Raw genomic sequence first — 13,870 nt, forward strand, 5'->3', positions numbered from 1 at the left:
ACCCGATGGCTATGGTGGGAGTGACCGAAGAAATGAATGGCGCCGCGTGCGCCAAGAACGGAGAGCACATGTCACTCGCAGTAGGAACCCAGGCCCCCGACTTCACCCTGTCGGACCAGCACGGCGAGGAGCTCACGCTCTCGGAGCTCGTGGCTGAGGGCCCCGTAGCGCTCGTCTTCTTCCCCCTGGCATTCTCGGGCATCTGCACGAACGAGCTGTGCGAACTGCGCGACAACCTCGCAATGTTTGCCGACAGCAAGGTGCGCCTCGTGGGCGTTTCGGTTGACTCGGTGTACACGCTGAAGGCGTGGGCTGAGACCGAGGGCTACGAGTTCTCGATCCTGTCCGACTTCTGGCCTCACGGAGAGGTTTCGAAGCAATTCGGCGTTTTCGTCGAGGAAGCCGGCATTGCAACGCGCGCCACCTTCGTGATCGGCGAGGACCGCAAGGTGTTGGCCTCGTTCGAGACGGAGCCCGGCCAGGCCCGCGATTTTGCCTCGTACAAGGAAGCTCTCGCGGCCATCGCGTAACCCGCGACGCGCGCGGGTTTTCTCGATTCGCGCAGCTGGGGCGAACCACCATATGATTATGGAGTTCGCTTCACGCGGGCCTGTAGCTCAGCTGGTAGAGCGCCACGTTTACACCGTGGATGTCGTCGGTTCGATCCCGGCCGGGCCCACCATATGACCCCCACTCGGTACTCCCGAGTGGGGGTTTTTCTTTGATTCCCTCTCCCGCCTCCCAATGAGCTGCCGCAAGGCCCAGTGAATGCGCCCGAGCGCGAGGAGCGCGTCTCGTGTTGCGGTATTGCCTTGTGGAACGCCCCGAAGTTGGTCGACCACGAGCGCAACGGGGGCATTCTGGCCGACACTTCCGTCCCCGAGCTTTGCGTCCTCGCCATGGAGGGTCCGGCGCGCGACTGCAGAGGCCTCAAGTACGTGGTCAACTGCGTCCTCGAGCACCGAAACACGCGGCCCGTCAGTCGACGGAGTGCCCTGAGACGCAAGTACGGCTTGGACTAGACGGGCGCTCGCTCTGCTCGCATCGAACATGAGGTGGACCGCTTCGCTTTCTCGATGCGGGCTGCCGACCGCGAAGGCTGCCGACATGGCAGTGACGTCCTGGTCAAGGTTGGCCTGGGCGGACTCCACCGCGCGAAGCAGCCGCATCGGCTCTGTCTGGTCGGTAAATCGTTGGTCTCTCACCGCGCGGAGGAGTCGGTCGAGGGCATTGAAGTAAGCGTCCACGCTGCCGAGCAGTGCCGGCCGAGACGTAGCCGAGACGATGAGATAGGCACAGAGCACGCCAATAACGGCACCTGAAAGCGTTTCCACGAGTCTCAGCTCGAGCACCGACGAGTCCAGCACGCCGAGCAGGCGAAACAGTGCCACGAGCAGAACCGAAACGAACATCGCGGCGTAGAAATAGCTGAGCGGCCCAAAATAGAGCATGCCGAAGACTGCGATGACACAGACCCCGACGACGGCAGGTTCGTGTGAGCCCGAGAGTGCAACAGCCGCAATACCGATCGCTAGCCCCACTCCGGTTCCCGCCACGCGACGATACGCGCGCGTGAAGACCCCGCTCCGCGAATTTCCACCGACAAAGATCAGAAACGCCGTCAGGACCGCCCAGTACCAGCGAGACGCCGAAATGAGTTCCCCCACCCCCGTCGCAATCAGGGCCGCGATCATCGCCTGAACGGCCATTCGGCTCGTCGGGGCCCAGTCGCGCCTGGGCAACGACCGTCGCCGCGTGCGCACGGCACGCGCAGGAGGCGGGGCGTGCGAGGAGTCGCCGTGAACCGAGTCTGCCGTGGCAGGCGATGCAGCACTGCCTCGCGCGTGGCCATGTGAGAACTTGACGGCGCGCAGGCGCGCGTGAGAGACGGCGCTTCGCGCCAGGAGGTAGCTCGCGAGACTCAGGTCGCGCGTCTCGCCCTGCCTGACCAGTTGCTCGGACACGTCACGGGCGTCGCGCATCTGCGCAGGCGCGGAGCGGGCGTCGAGGACCGTGTACAGCGCTCTCTCGGCCTCGTCCGATTTGTCCGCGACAGCGGTGGCCGATGCCGGTGTGCCCTTTGCAGCCCAGGTCTGGGCACGCTCAAGGCAAGCCTCTTCGGTGTCCACACGCGCGTCGAGCACGAGCTCGGCCAATCGAGCTTCATTGATCGCGACATATCGACCAGTGTCGAAGCTGCGCTGCCAGGACGTAATGGCCCGGCCCACGTTATCGAGGCGCGCGAGAGCATCACGCAATTCTCGGTCCTTTCCCGCTCCGAGGGGGTGGCCCGATACCTGCACCGCAGCCCGGGATCCGGCACGCAGCTCGTTCAGAAGCACCTCGAGTTCGCGCGCGGGACGCTTCAGCATCAGCATCAGCACCGCGCGCGCTGCCACCTGGGCGGCGATGGCGCCCGCAGTAACGAGGCACAACGTAACGAGTTCATTGTGCGTTGGCTTCATGAGCAGCGTAAAAAAGTAGGCCATGAAGCCGATTGCACCGAGTGCGGTGGCCCGAGGCCCGAATCGCCGCATCCAGATCGCCAGCCCTGTCGCGAGAACGAACCCGGCAGTCACGAGCCACCGGTGATCGCTCAACATCGTGACGAACACAGTGACGAGAACCGTGACGGGGAGCATGAGCGCCACCGTGAGGCCCCGGGCCTGGGCGGTGGGGCCTTTCACCATGCTGGCCGCCAGGACCGAGAGGAAGAGCGAAACCGTTAGCAGCGAAGCATTTCCGTGGAACTCGTGGATCACGAACTGACCAAAGGCTGCGCTCGCGAGCGTGCCCACCGTGGCGGCTATCGCGACCGCAAGTCGGGCGTGACCTGGATCCTGGGCTGCGAGCATGCTGGTGAGTCGCCCTCGGGTATTCACGGCGTTATCCTGCGTCTCGAGACATGGCGACCTGAGCCCTTCACTTCGAAGCATGCAAACACTTCGACCGTATCGCCCTCGTCGCCCGGGCTCGGAGGCGCGGGCAACGCTTCACCCCCAACCTCATCCTCGGGTTCACCCGCAGCTGTGCCCCAAAAAATAGAGGGCCGGTGCTGTTCGGCACCGGCCCTAGAGAACCCGGAAGGGGGGTTGAGTTCTTGGTTGAACCATACGTGGCAATCAATCCTCGTGTCAACCACTCTGACAAGTTAACTTCAGAAAGCCCACAGGTGTGTGCAAGCGGCACTTCTTCCAGGAATAACCTCACGGCCCGCGCGTTACGATCAAATGAGGGCCGCACTGCGCGGCTCGGTTGTCCAGGCACGTAGAAAGTGGGAACCAGGATGGTACGAGTCATCTCCGAGGAATCAGGTGCAGCAGATACCGCCACGGGAGCCGAGGCGCTCAAGCGCTCGTTCCGGGAACACCCCGCTGGCGTCTCGCTGATCACTGCACACACTCCGGCGGGGCCTGTTGGTCTCACCGCGTCGAGCGTTGCCTCCGTGGGGATTGACCCGCCCGCGATCTCGTTCTCGGTCACCCGAGCCACCGGCAGCGCCGGCGGTATTCTCAACGCCGAGACCTATCTCGTGCACCTGCTCGATGCACGTCACGCAGACCTCGCGCAGTCCTTCGCCATTTCTGGCTCCGAGCGGTTTACCGCCGAGCAGGGTTGGGAGGCTCTCCCCACGGGCGAGCCGCATCTACCGGGCGCCCGCGCCGCCCTGCGCTGCCGCACGATGCACTCGCTCGCGGTCGGCTCCTCCGTCATCGTGGTCGCCGAGGTGCTTGACGCGGTGTTTGGCGAGAGCGCAGCCCCGCTCGTCTACGTCGATCGCAAATTTCATACCCTGACATAAGTACAGCGCCGCAAGAACGATCCAGAGGAGACTTCATGACCGAGCACACCGCCGCCTACATTGTGGGCGAATCATTCGAACGAGACACAAACTACATCGAGGACCGCATCGTCGCCGATCCGGCAGCGGTCCGCGCACTGCCCGCACCGCCAGCATCCAAGGTCGGAACCCTCGGGTTCGGTCTCAGCGAGGGTGCGCAGGCCTGGCCCGTGGAGCCAGGGAAGTACCGCCTCGTGGCCGCCGCCGCGTGCCCCTGGGCCAACCGCACCGTCATCGTTCGACGACTCCTCGGCCTCGAAGAGGTGATCTCGCTCGGACGCCCCGGTCCAATCCACGACGCGCGCTCATGGACGTTTGACCTCGATGAGGGTCAGCGCGACCCGGTGCTCGGCACCGAGCGGCTGCAGGAGAACTACTTCAAGCGATTCCCCGATTACCCCCGCGGCATCACGGTGCCAGCGATAGTCGACGTCGCCTCGGGCGCGGTCGTAACCAACGATTACCCGCAGATCACGCTCGATTTCTCGACCGAGTGGCGCGAGTTTCATCGTGACGGCGCACCCAATCTGCTGCCTGCGGAGCTGATGGACGAGATGTGGCCCGTCATCAATCGCGTGTTCACCGAGATCAACAACGGCGTCTACCGCTGTGGCTTTGCTGGCAGCCAGGCCGCTTACGATCAGGCGTACGACCGCCTCTGGGCGGCAATGGACTGGCTCGAAGAGCGGCTCTCGACCCGCCGGTTCCTCATGGGTCCCACGATCACCGAAGCCGATGTGCGGCTATTCACGACGCTCGCCCGCTTCGATGCCGTCTACCACGGGCACTTCAAGGCCAACCGCCACAAGCTCGTCGAGATGCCCAATCTGTGGGCGTACGCGCGCGAGCTGTTTCAGACGCCCGGTTTCGGTGACACGATCGATTTCGTACAGATCAAGCAGCACTACTATGGCACGCACCTGGACGTGAACCCCACCGGCATTGTGCCCGCGGGCCCGGATCTCGCCGGTTGGCTCGAGCCGCACGGTCGCGAACGCCTCGGCGGTTCGCCCTTCGGCGACGGAAGCGCGCCCGGCCCGGTGCCCGCGATTGATCGCGTGATGGCGGGCCATTCACCGCTGGGGTAACTCATCTCGATCCGGATCAGGAGGCGTGTGCACACTGCACATCATCGCACGCACTTGCGGTCTTGATCCGGATCGCCAAGCCTAGAGCTCGCCCACCACCGGTAGTCCGACCGTGTTGAGACTGCGCGTCTTGTCGCGCCGCTCAACCGCGAGGCTAAGGCCAGCCAGCAGCAGGCCAGCCACCGCGAGCGCGACGCCCACCCAGCCGGGTGCGCGGTAGCCGAGGCCGGCCGCGATCACGAGGCCGCCGAGCCACGCGCCGAGGCTGTTGCCGACGTTAAACGCGGCATGGTTGATCGCGGCGCCGAGGAGCGCGGACTCGTGCGAGATCCGAATCAGGCGGGTCTGGATCGTGGGGATCAGCGACGACGAGGTCAAGCCGATGAAGAAGACTGAGACGAACAGCCCTACGGCCGTCTGCGCGAGGAACGAGTAGGCGATCAGCGAGACGATGAACGAGGCGAAGCCCCAGCTGATGGTACGGGACATGCTCTTGTCACTGGCCCAACCGCCCAGCAGGTTGCCGATGGTCATGCCGACGCCGAGGCAAGCAAGCACCCAGGGCACGATATGCGCACCCAGGCCGGTTTCACGCGTCGTAACCTCCGCGATGTAGGAGTACACCGCGAAGAATCCGCCGAAGCCGATCGCACCGACGGCGACCATGATCCACACGCGCACGTTGGCGAGGGCCGACAGCTCCTTCATGGGGCTTCGCGTGCGGTCGCCCGGGTAGCGCGGCAGGAAGATGAGCGCGAGTACGAGCGTCACTACGAAGATCGCCGCGACGAGCACGTAGGCCGAGCGCCAGCCCGAGGTCTGGCCGAGCCAGGTCGCAATCGGCACGCCGAAGACGTTGGCGATCGTGAGCCCCGAGAGCGCGAGCGCGACGCCGCGGCCCTGCATGCCCGGGCCCATGATGCGTGCCGCGATCAGCGATGCCACGCCAAAGTAGGCGCCGTGGGGCAGCGCCGCGATGAATCGGAAGATCGCGAGCGAGCCGAAGGTGGGCACCACCGCAGATGCCACGGAACCGAGGATGAAGAGCCCCAGCAGCAGGTAGGTCAGGCGGGCCTGCTGCATGCGGGCTGCCAGCACCGCGAAGACGGGCGCACCCACCACCACGCCGAGGGCGTACGCGGTGATGAGCACGCCCGCCCGGGCTATGACGGTCTCGGGAGACTCGTCATAGCCTGGAAGCAGCTCGCGAGCAATGTCGGGCAGCAGGCCCATGCTGGCGAACTCCGTCACCCCGATCCCGAACCCGCCCAGGGCGAGTGTAAACAGCGCGATTGCGCGTCGTGTGGGGGTGAGCGGAGCCATGCCAGCCTTTCAAGCGGGGGAGCTACTGGCCTCGTGCGCGCCAGGCCTCCATTGCGGGTATTTCGAGCTCGATTGACGTCGATGCTCCGTGCCCAGGCAGCACCTGGGTGGCGCCGGGCAGCGTGAACAGCTGTCGATCGATCGAAGACAAGATTTCGGGGAAGCTGGAGTAATCCCAACGCGTGGCTCCTGGGCCCCCCTGAAACAACGTATCGCCCGAGAGTACCGTGTCGAGGCCCGGCAACACGAAACACACCGAGCCCGGAGTGTGGCCCGGGGTGTGCCGCGTCAGCACCTCGGTGCCTGCCACGCGAAACGCTGCCCCGTCTTCGAGCTCGAAGTCGGGCAGCAGTTCGCCGTACACGTTTTGCCACAGAAACAGGTCGGCGGGGTGCAGGTAGATGTGCGTGTCGAGCGCTTTCGCGACGTCGGCGGCAGCGTCGACGTGATCCTGATGCCCGTGCGTGAGCAGAATGCCCAGCACGTCCCTGCCATCCACCGCCGTCTCGATGGCCGCAGCGTCATGTCCAGCGTCGACGATCATGACCTGCTCGTCGTTGCCCACCAGCCACACGTTGTTATCGATGGGAACGCCCTCGGACGGAAACCCGGGGGCACCCACACCGATAAACCCGCTAGTGATCAGCTGTTCAATACGTGCATCGCTCATACTAGGCGCGCGTCACGATCACGGGGCAGGGGAGCGCCTGCAGCACACCGTGGCTCACGGAACCAAGCAGCAGTCGGGAGATGCCACCGCGGCCGCGGCTGCCCACGACGAGCGCCTCGGCCGATTCGCCCGCCTGGATCAGGGCGGCGACGGGGGCCGACTGCACGATGCGGCGCTCGATGACGAGATCGGGGTACCGCTCTGCGAGGCCGGCGACGCCGATCGCGATCGCCTCTTCAGCGGCGGCGCGCTGCGACTCGACGAGCTCCTCGCTCCAGAGGTACTCGAGGCCCGGGGTCAGCGGTGGCATCCACGCGTATACGGCGGTGAGGGGCACGCCACGCATGGAGGCTTCCTCAGCCGCGTAGGCGATCGCGACCTGCGATGCTGCAGATCCATCGATACCCACGGCGATGCCTGATCCGGGTGCTGCCTCGTGCTTGGGGATGACTGCGACGGGGCAGTGCGCGGTTGCCGCCGCCTTCACCGCGCGAGTGCCGAAGAAGGAACCCGCGAACCGGCTACCCGAGTGCGCTCCGAGTACGAGCAGGTCAGCGCGCTTTGACGCCTCTTCAACCTCGGCGATGGGGTGACCCACGACGGCGGTGCCAATAATCTTGCCGGTGAATCCCAGCGTCCTTGCGTACGCGGTTTCTGCCTCGAGCATCTGTTCGGAGGCCTGCTGGGCCTCAGACAGAAACGCAACGCTCTCAGACAAGAATGAATCATCAGCGACGTGCAGCAGTTCAACTTCGGCTCCGCGCTCGGCCGCTCGCGCAAGGCCCCAGGCCAACGCGACTCGGCTGTGCTCTGAACCGTCGACTCCGATGAGATACTTCTCAGCCATGGTAGGTCCCTTCACTCAAGACGCCTGCAGTGGCGCCCTAGTAAAAGACTATCGCGCCCACCCAGAAAGGGTGGGCGCGATCGCCGTGAGATTACTCGGTTCCCGAAACGATCGGGAGGTTGCTGCTACGCGTCGAGTGCGGGCAGGTGGGCCGGGTGGCTGCCTGCGAGCTGCTCGATGATGCGAACGACCTGGCAGCTGTAGCCATACTCGTTGTCGTACCAGACGTAGACCACGGCGCTGTCGCCGGTCACGATGGTGGCAAGGCCGTCAACGATGCCCGCGCGGTTCGAGCCGACGAAGTCGGTCGACACGATCTCGGGTGACTCAACGAAGTCGATCTGCGTGCGGAGTGCACCCGTGAGGGACACCTGGCGCAGGAAGTCGTTGATGTCGTCGCGGTCGGTCTCGCGCTCGAGCTGCAGGTTGAGCACAGCCATCGACACATCGGGGGTGGGAACGCGGATCGCGTTGCCCGTGAGCTTGCCCTCGAACTCGGGCAGTGCCTTCGAGACAGCCTTCGCAGCTCCGGTCTCGGTGAGCACCATGTTGAGTGCCGCCGAGCGGCCGCGACGGTCGCCCTTGTGGAAATTGTCGATCAGGTTCTGATCGTTCGTGTACGAGTGCACGGTCTCGACGTGGCCGCGCTTGACGCCGTAGCGGTCGTTGAGCACCTTGAGCACGGGGGTAATCGCGTTCGTGGTGCACGATGCGGCGCTGACGATCTGCTGATCGGTGATCTTGTCGCTGTTGACGCCGTACACGACATTCAGCATGTCGCCCTTGCCGGGCGCCGTGAGGAGCACGCGGGCGATGCCCTGGTTCTGGAGGTGCTTGCTCAGGCCCTCAGCGTCGCGCCAGATACCCGTGTTGTCGACCAGGATCGCGTCCTTGATGCCGTACTGGGTGTAATCGACCGATGCGGGATCGTTCGAGTAAATCACCTGGATGCGTACGCCGTTGGCGAGAATCGCGTTCTCGTCATCGAGCACCGTGATGGTGCCGTTGAAGGGGCCGTGTACCGAATCGCGCTTCAGCAGGTTGGCGCGCTTCATGAGGTCGTCATCGCTGCCCTTGCGCACGACGATGGCGCGCAGGTTCAAGCCATTCGCACTGCCGGCGTGATCGATGATGATTCGGGCCAGCAGGCGCCCGATCCGGCCAAAGCCGTAGAGTACGACGTCGGTGCCGGTGCTGGGAGCAGCGCCGATAGCGGGGGCGAGAACCTCGCGCAGGTACGCCGACAGGTCGGTTGAGCCCGCAGCGTTGAAGCCGGCGGCGAGAAGCGCCAGGTCGATCGAGACGGGGCCCGGCTGGATCTCGGAGATGGCCTCGACGATGGCCGAGGTCTCGGCGAGTGACAGTTCGGCGTCATCGATCTTGCGGGCGAAGTTGTGCGCCCGAATAATGTCAATCGGTGACCGGCCAATAAGTGAACGACCGTGTACCGACATCACGATGTCGTGTTCGCGGTAGAGCTGGCCGATCAGCGGAATCATCCGCTCTGCGAGTTCCTGCTTCGCCTTCCAAGCCTCGAGGTGAGCATCAGCACGCTGGATCATGAAAACGGAAGATTCCTTTCGATGTTGACAAGTTCGGCCTGCCCGCCGCGACGAAGAGTGTCGCGACTAGTATCCCATGCCTGTGACGCTGTATGACACGGCGATTTCGCAGGTGTGTGCACTGTGCCTCAGGCTGGTCTTGTTCGCCCCTCATCGGGGTGGTGTGCTCGGCAGAAGTGAGCGCGCAGTTTCACCACAAATTTACGAGATGCCTGGGAGGGCTCCGACATGTTCAGCAAGAAGCGTGGCTTCATCACCGCCTCAATCACTGCACTCGCACTCGCTGGAGCAGCGACGCTTGCGGGCTGCGCACCGGCTGCAAGCGACGAGGTCGTTACCATTGGTGTCGTGCCCGGCGGTCAGCCCTACTGGGAAACCTTCGTCGAGGTAGCCGCTGAAGAGGGCATTACGGTCGAGATCAAGGACTTCGCCGAGTACCCGCAGCCCAACCCGCTGGTGTCGGAGGGTGAGCTCGATCTCAACCAGTTCCAGCACATCGCCTACCTGGCGGCGCACAACGTTGACGCAGGCGACGATCTGGTCGCGCTCGGCTCGACAGTGATCTATCCGATGAACCTGTTCTCGAGTAAGTACAAGAGCCTGGACGAGATCCCCGTGGGTGGCACGGTTGCCGTCCCGAACGACGAGTCAAACCGTGCACGCGCACTCCTCGTACTGCAGAAGCTCGGCCTAATCGAGCTCAAGGATGGCGGCAACTCAGGTTCGACCCTCGAGGACATCATCGCCGACAAGTCCAAGGTCAAGGTGACCGAGCTCGACGCAGCCGGCATTCCCGGTGCACTTCCCGACGTGGACGCAGGCGTGGTCAACAACGACTTCGTTGAGCCCTCAGGCCTGAAGTTCTCGGACTCACTCGGTGCCGACAGCGCAGAAGACGCAGCCGCTGCCCCCTACACCAACATCTTCGCGGCTCGCGCTGAGGACAAGGACAACGAGACCTACCTCAAGCTCGTCGACATTTACCAGAACAACGCCGACGTGCAGAAGGCCGTCAAGGACTACGTGGGTGACGGTGCGGTGCTCGTGAAGACGCCCGAGGCTGAGCTGGCCAAGATTCTCGCTCAGGCCGAGAAGGACTACAGCGCTCAGTAAGCACTGCAGGCAGCGCCCTCATCGGTGGGCGATCCGGAGCATACACATCGGGGTGACGAGATTTCTCGTCACCCCGATTCGTATTGTCGGCACACTCCGGTAAAAATAGACTGAACACTCGGCGGCGAGAGGACCCCATGACACGCGTGCAACTGAGCGGCGTCGGTAAACGCTACCCGGCCCCACAGAAGGGCGGCAGCGACATCGTCGCCGTCGAAGACGTCTCGATCGACGTCGCTTCGGGCGAAATTCATGCCATCATCGGCTACTCGGGAGCGGGCAAGAGCACCCTCCTGCGGCTCATCAATGGCCTCGAGCGGGCCACGAGCGGCTTGATCCGGGTAGGGGAGGACGAACTCACCGCGCTGCGCGAGCGAGAGCTTCGCCCCGTGCGCCAGAAGATCGGCATGATCTTTCAGCAGTTCAACCTTTTTCATTCAAAGACCGCCGCGAAGAACGTTGAGTACCCGCTCATTGTCGCCGGCATGCCCGCCGAGGAGCGCAAAGCCCGGGTCGCCGAGCTGCTCGACTTCGTGGGCCTGGGGGACCGGGGCTCGGCGTTCGTCGACCAGCTTTCGGGCGGCCAGAAGCAGCGCGTCGGCATCGCGCGCGCCCTCGCCACGAACCCCGGCGTGCTGCTTGCCGACGAGGCCACCAGCGCCCTCGACCCCGAGACCTCGCAGGAAGTGCTTGCGCTCCTCAAGCGCGTCAACGCCGAGCTGGGCATCACCATCATTCTCATCACTCACGAGATGGAGGTTGTGCGTGAGATCGCGCACCGCGTCACCGTGATGGACTCGGGACGGGCGGTGGAACAGGGCGACGTGTTCGAGGTGTTCTCAGCCCCCCAGACCGATACCACCCGCAAGTTTGTGGCCACGGCCCTGCCGAGCGAGCCGACGCAGGAGCACCTCGCCACGCTCATGGAACGCCACCGCGGCCGCCTCGTCAGCCTCACGTTCCGTGACGGCGACGTTGATCAGCCCGTCGTGTTCACCACGCTCGCCGAGCGCGGTGTCACCGTGAGTATCGTGCACGGCGGCGTCGCAGAGGTGGGTGGCCGCTCATTCGGCAAGCTCACCCTCGAGCTCATCGGCGACGAGCTCCGTGTTGAACACGCCATTGCGGCCCTCGCCCAGCAGACCGAACTGGAGGTGCTGGCGTAATGGACCGGCTACTTGAACTCCTCGCGAACGGCAAGTTCCTCGAGGCAACCATCCAAACGCTCGTGTACGTGGTCTTCGCCATGGGCATCGGCGGCGTGCTTGGTCTCGTTATTGGCGTGCTGCTCACCGTGACACGCCAGGGCGGCCTGCTCGCCCAACGCAGCGTGTTCTGGGTACTGAACCTGCTTGTCAACTTCTTCCGCCCGATCCCCTTCGTGATCCTGATCGCGGCGCTGCAGCCCGTCGCTCGTGCGGTCGTGGGCACCGGCATCGGCGACCGCGCGCTCATCTTTGTGCTCTCGTTCGCGGCGACGTTTGGCATCGCCCGGCTGGTCGAGCAGAACCTGCTCACGGTGCCCCCTGGGGTTATCGAGGCGGCGCGCGCCATGGGCGCGAGCCCGTTCCGGATCATCCGCACCGTGCTGATCCCCGAGGGTCTCGGCCCGCTCGTGCTCGGCTACACCTTCGCGTTCATCGCGGTCGTTGATATGACTGCCATGGCCGGCGTCATCGGTGGCGGTGGCCTCGGTAACCTTGCCCTGCAGTACGGCTACCGACAGTTCAACCCTTGGGTCACGTGGGCCGCCGTGCTCGTCATCGTGATCCTCGTGCAGCTCGTCCAACTGCTCGGCAACATCTTCGCCCGCCGCCAGCTTCGGAGGTAACACCCATGACCGCTTCACACACCATCGCAGACCTGCGCCGGGTCGCCGAGCAGCTGTGGCCAGCCGCGACCGTAGAGTCGTGGGATCGGGTCGGGCTCGTTAGTGGCCGCGACGACGCCCCGCTGGAGCGGGTGCTGCTTGCGGTCGACGCGGTCGACGCGACGGTGACGGAGGCGCTCGAGTGGGGCGCGAGCGCCCTACTCACGCACCACCCGCTGCTGCTGCGCGGTATTCACACGCTCGCCGAGGACACCTCGAAGGGTGTCCTGCTCGCGAGCCTCATTCGAGGCGAGTGCGCCCTGTTCGCTGCCCACACCAACGCCGACCAGCCCGAAGGCGGCGTGTCAGATGTGATCGCGGCGCGACTGGGGCTCACGGACGCAACGCCGATCGTGCCGCTGGCCCAGGATCCGGCGATCGGCATCGGCCGCGTCGGTACCCTCGCGGCGCCCGAAAGCCTCGCAGCATTCGCGGCACGCGTGGCCGCGATCTTGCCGGCCACGGTGAGCGGGGTACGTGTCGCGGGCGATCCGGATCGTGCCGTGCAGCGCATCGCTCTGCTCGGGGGCGCCGGTGACAGCCTGCTCGATCACCCCGCTGTGCGCGGGGCTGACGTCTATCTCACGAGCGACCTGCGCCATCACCCGGCACAGGAATCGCTCGAACTGTCGCTCGCGGCCGGCGGGCCTGCGCTCGTCGACGTGGCGCACTGGGCGAGCGAGTCACTGTGGCTCGACGGGGCGGCCGAAACGCTCGAGCGTTTGCTGCCCGGCGTGGAGGTGCGTGTGAGTCAGTTGCGCACCGATCCATGGACCTTTGCGGTGGGGGCCGACTCGGGCCGGTAGGCTTAGGGGCATGAAGGCTAGCCCCCGCCAGCAGCGACTGCTGCTTGACCTGCAGGATCTCGACACACTGATCGCACAGCAGCTGCGCAAACGAAAGATGCTGCCCCAGCGCGCTGCGCTCGCAGGCTTGGCGGGCGAGTTGACCGCCGCGAAGCAGGACTTCATGGCTGCGCAGCGCGAGCTCGACGCCCACACCGCCGAGTTCGATCGCATCGCTTCAGATGTTGACCTCGTGGCGCAGCGCGTCAAGCGCGACGAGGAGAAGCTCGCGGTGTCGACCGCTCCCAAGGAAGCGCAGGCGCTCACAGCGGAACTCGAGCAGCTCGCCGCCCGCAACGGGGTCCTTGAGGAGAAGCAGCTCGAGATCATGGAGCTGCAGGAGGCGGCGCAGACGGCGTTTGCCGCAGCGACTGCCGTGCTCGAGGGTGTCGACGGGCGTCGGGCGGAGTTCCAGTGTGAGCTCGACGAGGCTGAGGCCGCGATCAACCGCGAGCTCGCGATCAACAAGAAGGAGCGCGAGGGCCTCTCGGCCGAGCTGCAGCGCGACCTCTACACCCTGTACGAATCGCTGCGCGGCCGACTCGGCTTCGGTGCGGCCCGCCTGCGCGGCAACATCTCGGAGGCGAGCAACATGGCTCTCGCGCCCGCAGAGCTCGCTGACATTCGCGCCGCCGGGCCCGACGAGGTCATCTTCTGCCCCGGCACCGGAGCGATCCTGGTGCAGGTCGAAGAAGCCGCGTAAGCGGGATT

General features: G+C 65.0%; 14 protein-coding genes and 1 tRNA gene. 10 read left to right on the top strand and 5 right to left on the bottom strand.

Features of this window, described 5'->3' with window-relative positions; translation table 11 throughout:
* Positions 1 to 68 precede the first annotated feature (68 nt).
* On the top strand, positions 69 to 530 hold the full coding sequence (locus C795_RS0112805; protein WP_026139663.1) for a peroxiredoxin: 462 nt from the start codon (positions 69 to 71) through the stop codon (positions 528 to 530).
* Between the two features lie 76 nt (positions 531 to 606).
* Positions 607 to 682: transfer RNA gene (locus tag C795_RS0112810), tRNA-Val, on the top strand.
* Here C795_RS0112810 and C795_RS17880 read toward each other — a convergent pair.
* Positions 639 to 1,982 (bottom strand): FUSC family protein, encoded by a 1,344-nt coding sequence (locus C795_RS17880; protein ID WP_408605771.1) that lies wholly within the window; start codon positions 1,980 to 1,982, stop codon positions 639 to 641. The genes C795_RS0112810 and C795_RS17880 overlap by 44 nt on opposite strands.
* Here C795_RS17880 and C795_RS17610 point away from each other — a divergent pair.
* The 3 genes from C795_RS17610 (at position 1,953) to C795_RS0112835 (ending at position 4,929) form a co-directional block, all read left to right on the top strand.
* Positions 1,953 to 2,729, top strand: a complete 777-nt coding sequence (locus tag C795_RS17610) for a hypothetical protein (RefSeq protein ID WP_232225493.1) — start codon at positions 1,953 to 1,955, stop codon at positions 2,727 to 2,729. The genes C795_RS17880 and C795_RS17610 overlap by 30 nt on opposite strands.
* Before the next feature lie 557 nt (positions 2,730 to 3,286).
* Complete coding sequence (locus tag C795_RS0112830) at positions 3,287 to 3,802, top strand: flavin reductase family protein (protein WP_017794154.1); 516 nt, start codon at positions 3,287 to 3,289, stop codon at positions 3,800 to 3,802.
* A 35-nt stretch (positions 3,803 to 3,837) separates the two neighbouring features.
* Positions 3,838 to 4,929 (top strand): glutathione S-transferase family protein, encoded by a 1,092-nt coding sequence (locus tag C795_RS0112835; protein WP_017794155.1) that lies wholly within the window; start codon positions 3,838 to 3,840, stop codon positions 4,927 to 4,929.
* An 81-nt stretch (positions 4,930 to 5,010) separates the two neighbouring features.
* Here the strand turns inward: C795_RS0112835 and C795_RS0112840 are convergent, their stop codons facing one another.
* From C795_RS0112840 to C795_RS0112855, 4 genes are all read right to left on the bottom strand, one after another.
* Positions 5,011 to 6,252, bottom strand: coding sequence for an MFS transporter (locus tag C795_RS0112840; protein ID WP_017794156.1), 1,242 nt, complete (start codon positions 6,250 to 6,252; stop codon positions 5,011 to 5,013).
* Positions 6,253 to 6,274: 22 nt separating this feature from the next.
* Positions 6,275 to 6,922: an MBL fold metallo-hydrolase gene (locus tag C795_RS0112845; RefSeq protein WP_017794157.1), complete on the bottom strand. Its 648-nt coding sequence runs from the start codon at positions 6,920 to 6,922 to the stop codon at positions 6,275 to 6,277.
* Position 6,923: 1 nt separating this feature from the next.
* A complete protein-coding gene (locus C795_RS0112850) occupies positions 6,924 to 7,769 on the bottom strand; it encodes a universal stress protein (protein WP_017794158.1) in 846 nt (281 codons plus the stop codon).
* Between the two features lie 125 nt (positions 7,770 to 7,894).
* The gene (locus C795_RS0112855) at positions 7,895 to 9,331 is read right to left on the bottom strand and encodes a glyceraldehyde-3-phosphate dehydrogenase (protein WP_017794159.1); all 1,437 of its coding nucleotides are present in this window, start codon (positions 9,329 to 9,331) and stop codon (positions 7,895 to 7,897) included.
* A 228-nt stretch (positions 9,332 to 9,559) separates the two neighbouring features.
* Between C795_RS0112855 and C795_RS0112860 the strand changes: the two genes are divergently transcribed.
* The 5 genes from C795_RS0112860 to C795_RS0112880 all read left to right on the top strand — a co-directional run bounded on the left by C795_RS0112860 (position 9,560) and on the right by C795_RS0112880 (position 13,862).
* Positions 9,560 to 10,444, top strand: coding sequence for a MetQ/NlpA family ABC transporter substrate-binding protein (locus C795_RS0112860; protein ID WP_017794160.1), 885 nt, complete (start codon positions 9,560 to 9,562; stop codon positions 10,442 to 10,444).
* Between the two features lie 137 nt (positions 10,445 to 10,581).
* Complete coding sequence (locus C795_RS0112865; RefSeq protein WP_017794161.1) at positions 10,582 to 11,610, top strand: methionine ABC transporter ATP-binding protein; 1,029 nt, start codon at positions 10,582 to 10,584, stop codon at positions 11,608 to 11,610.
* Positions 11,610 to 12,275, top strand: a complete 666-nt coding sequence (locus C795_RS0112870) for a methionine ABC transporter permease (protein ID WP_017794162.1) — start codon at positions 11,610 to 11,612, stop codon at positions 12,273 to 12,275. The genes C795_RS0112865 and C795_RS0112870 overlap by 1 nt, the downstream gene beginning before the upstream one ends.
* A gap of 5 nt (positions 12,276 to 12,280) precedes the next feature.
* Complete coding sequence (locus C795_RS0112875) at positions 12,281 to 13,120, top strand: Nif3-like dinuclear metal center hexameric protein (protein WP_017794163.1); 840 nt, start codon at positions 12,281 to 12,283, stop codon at positions 13,118 to 13,120.
* Positions 13,121 to 13,130: 10 nt separating this feature from the next.
* Positions 13,131 to 13,862, top strand: a complete 732-nt coding sequence (locus C795_RS0112880; protein ID WP_017794164.1) for a zinc ribbon domain-containing protein — start codon at positions 13,131 to 13,133, stop codon at positions 13,860 to 13,862.
* Positions 13,863 to 13,870: the final 8 nt, after the last annotated feature.

It is taken from the genome of Leucobacter salsicius M1-8, from assembly GCF_000350525.1.
Lineage (GTDB): Bacteria > Actinomycetota > Actinomycetes > Actinomycetales > Microbacteriaceae > Leucobacter > Leucobacter salsicius.

What these genes read in the sequence shown, in the direction of transcription:
- C795_RS0112835 (WP_017794155.1), top strand. Translation starts at nt 3,838, where the DNA reads ATGACCGAGCACACCGCCGCCTACATTGTGGGCGAATCATTCGAACGA.
- C795_RS0112855 (WP_017794159.1), bottom strand. Translation starts at nt 9,331, where the DNA reads ATGATCCAGCGTGCTGATGCTCACCTCGAGGCTTGGAAGGCGAAGCAG.
- C795_RS0112805 (WP_026139663.1), top strand. Translation starts at nt 69, where the DNA reads ATGTCACTCGCAGTAGGAACCCAGGCCCCCGACTTCACCCTGTCGGAC.
- C795_RS0112875 (WP_017794163.1), top strand. Translation starts at nt 12,281, where the DNA reads ATGACCGCTTCACACACCATCGCAGACCTGCGCCGGGTCGCCGAGCAG.
- C795_RS0112860 (WP_017794160.1), top strand. Translation starts at nt 9,560, where the DNA reads ATGTTCAGCAAGAAGCGTGGCTTCATCACCGCCTCAATCACTGCACTC.
- C795_RS0112845 (WP_017794157.1), bottom strand. Translation starts at nt 6,922, where the DNA reads ATGAGCGATGCACGTATTGAACAGCTGATCACTAGCGGGTTTATCGGT.
- C795_RS0112840 (WP_017794156.1), bottom strand. Translation starts at nt 6,252, where the DNA reads ATGGCTCCGCTCACCCCCACACGACGCGCAATCGCGCTGTTTACACTC.
- C795_RS0112870 (WP_017794162.1), top strand. Translation starts at nt 11,610, where the DNA reads ATGGACCGGCTACTTGAACTCCTCGCGAACGGCAAGTTCCTCGAGGCA.
- C795_RS0112850 (WP_017794158.1), bottom strand. Translation starts at nt 7,769, where the DNA reads ATGGCTGAGAAGTATCTCATCGGAGTCGACGGTTCAGAGCACAGCCGA.
- C795_RS0112865 (WP_017794161.1), top strand. Translation starts at nt 10,582, where the DNA reads ATGACACGCGTGCAACTGAGCGGCGTCGGTAAACGCTACCCGGCCCCA.
- C795_RS0112880 (WP_017794164.1), top strand. Translation starts at nt 13,131, where the DNA reads ATGAAGGCTAGCCCCCGCCAGCAGCGACTGCTGCTTGACCTGCAGGAT.
- C795_RS0112830 (WP_017794154.1), top strand. Translation starts at nt 3,287, where the DNA reads ATGGTACGAGTCATCTCCGAGGAATCAGGTGCAGCAGATACCGCCACG.
- C795_RS17880 (WP_408605771.1), bottom strand. Translation starts at nt 1,982, where the DNA reads ATGCGCGACGCCCGTGACGTGTCCGAGCAACTGGTCAGGCAGGGCGAG.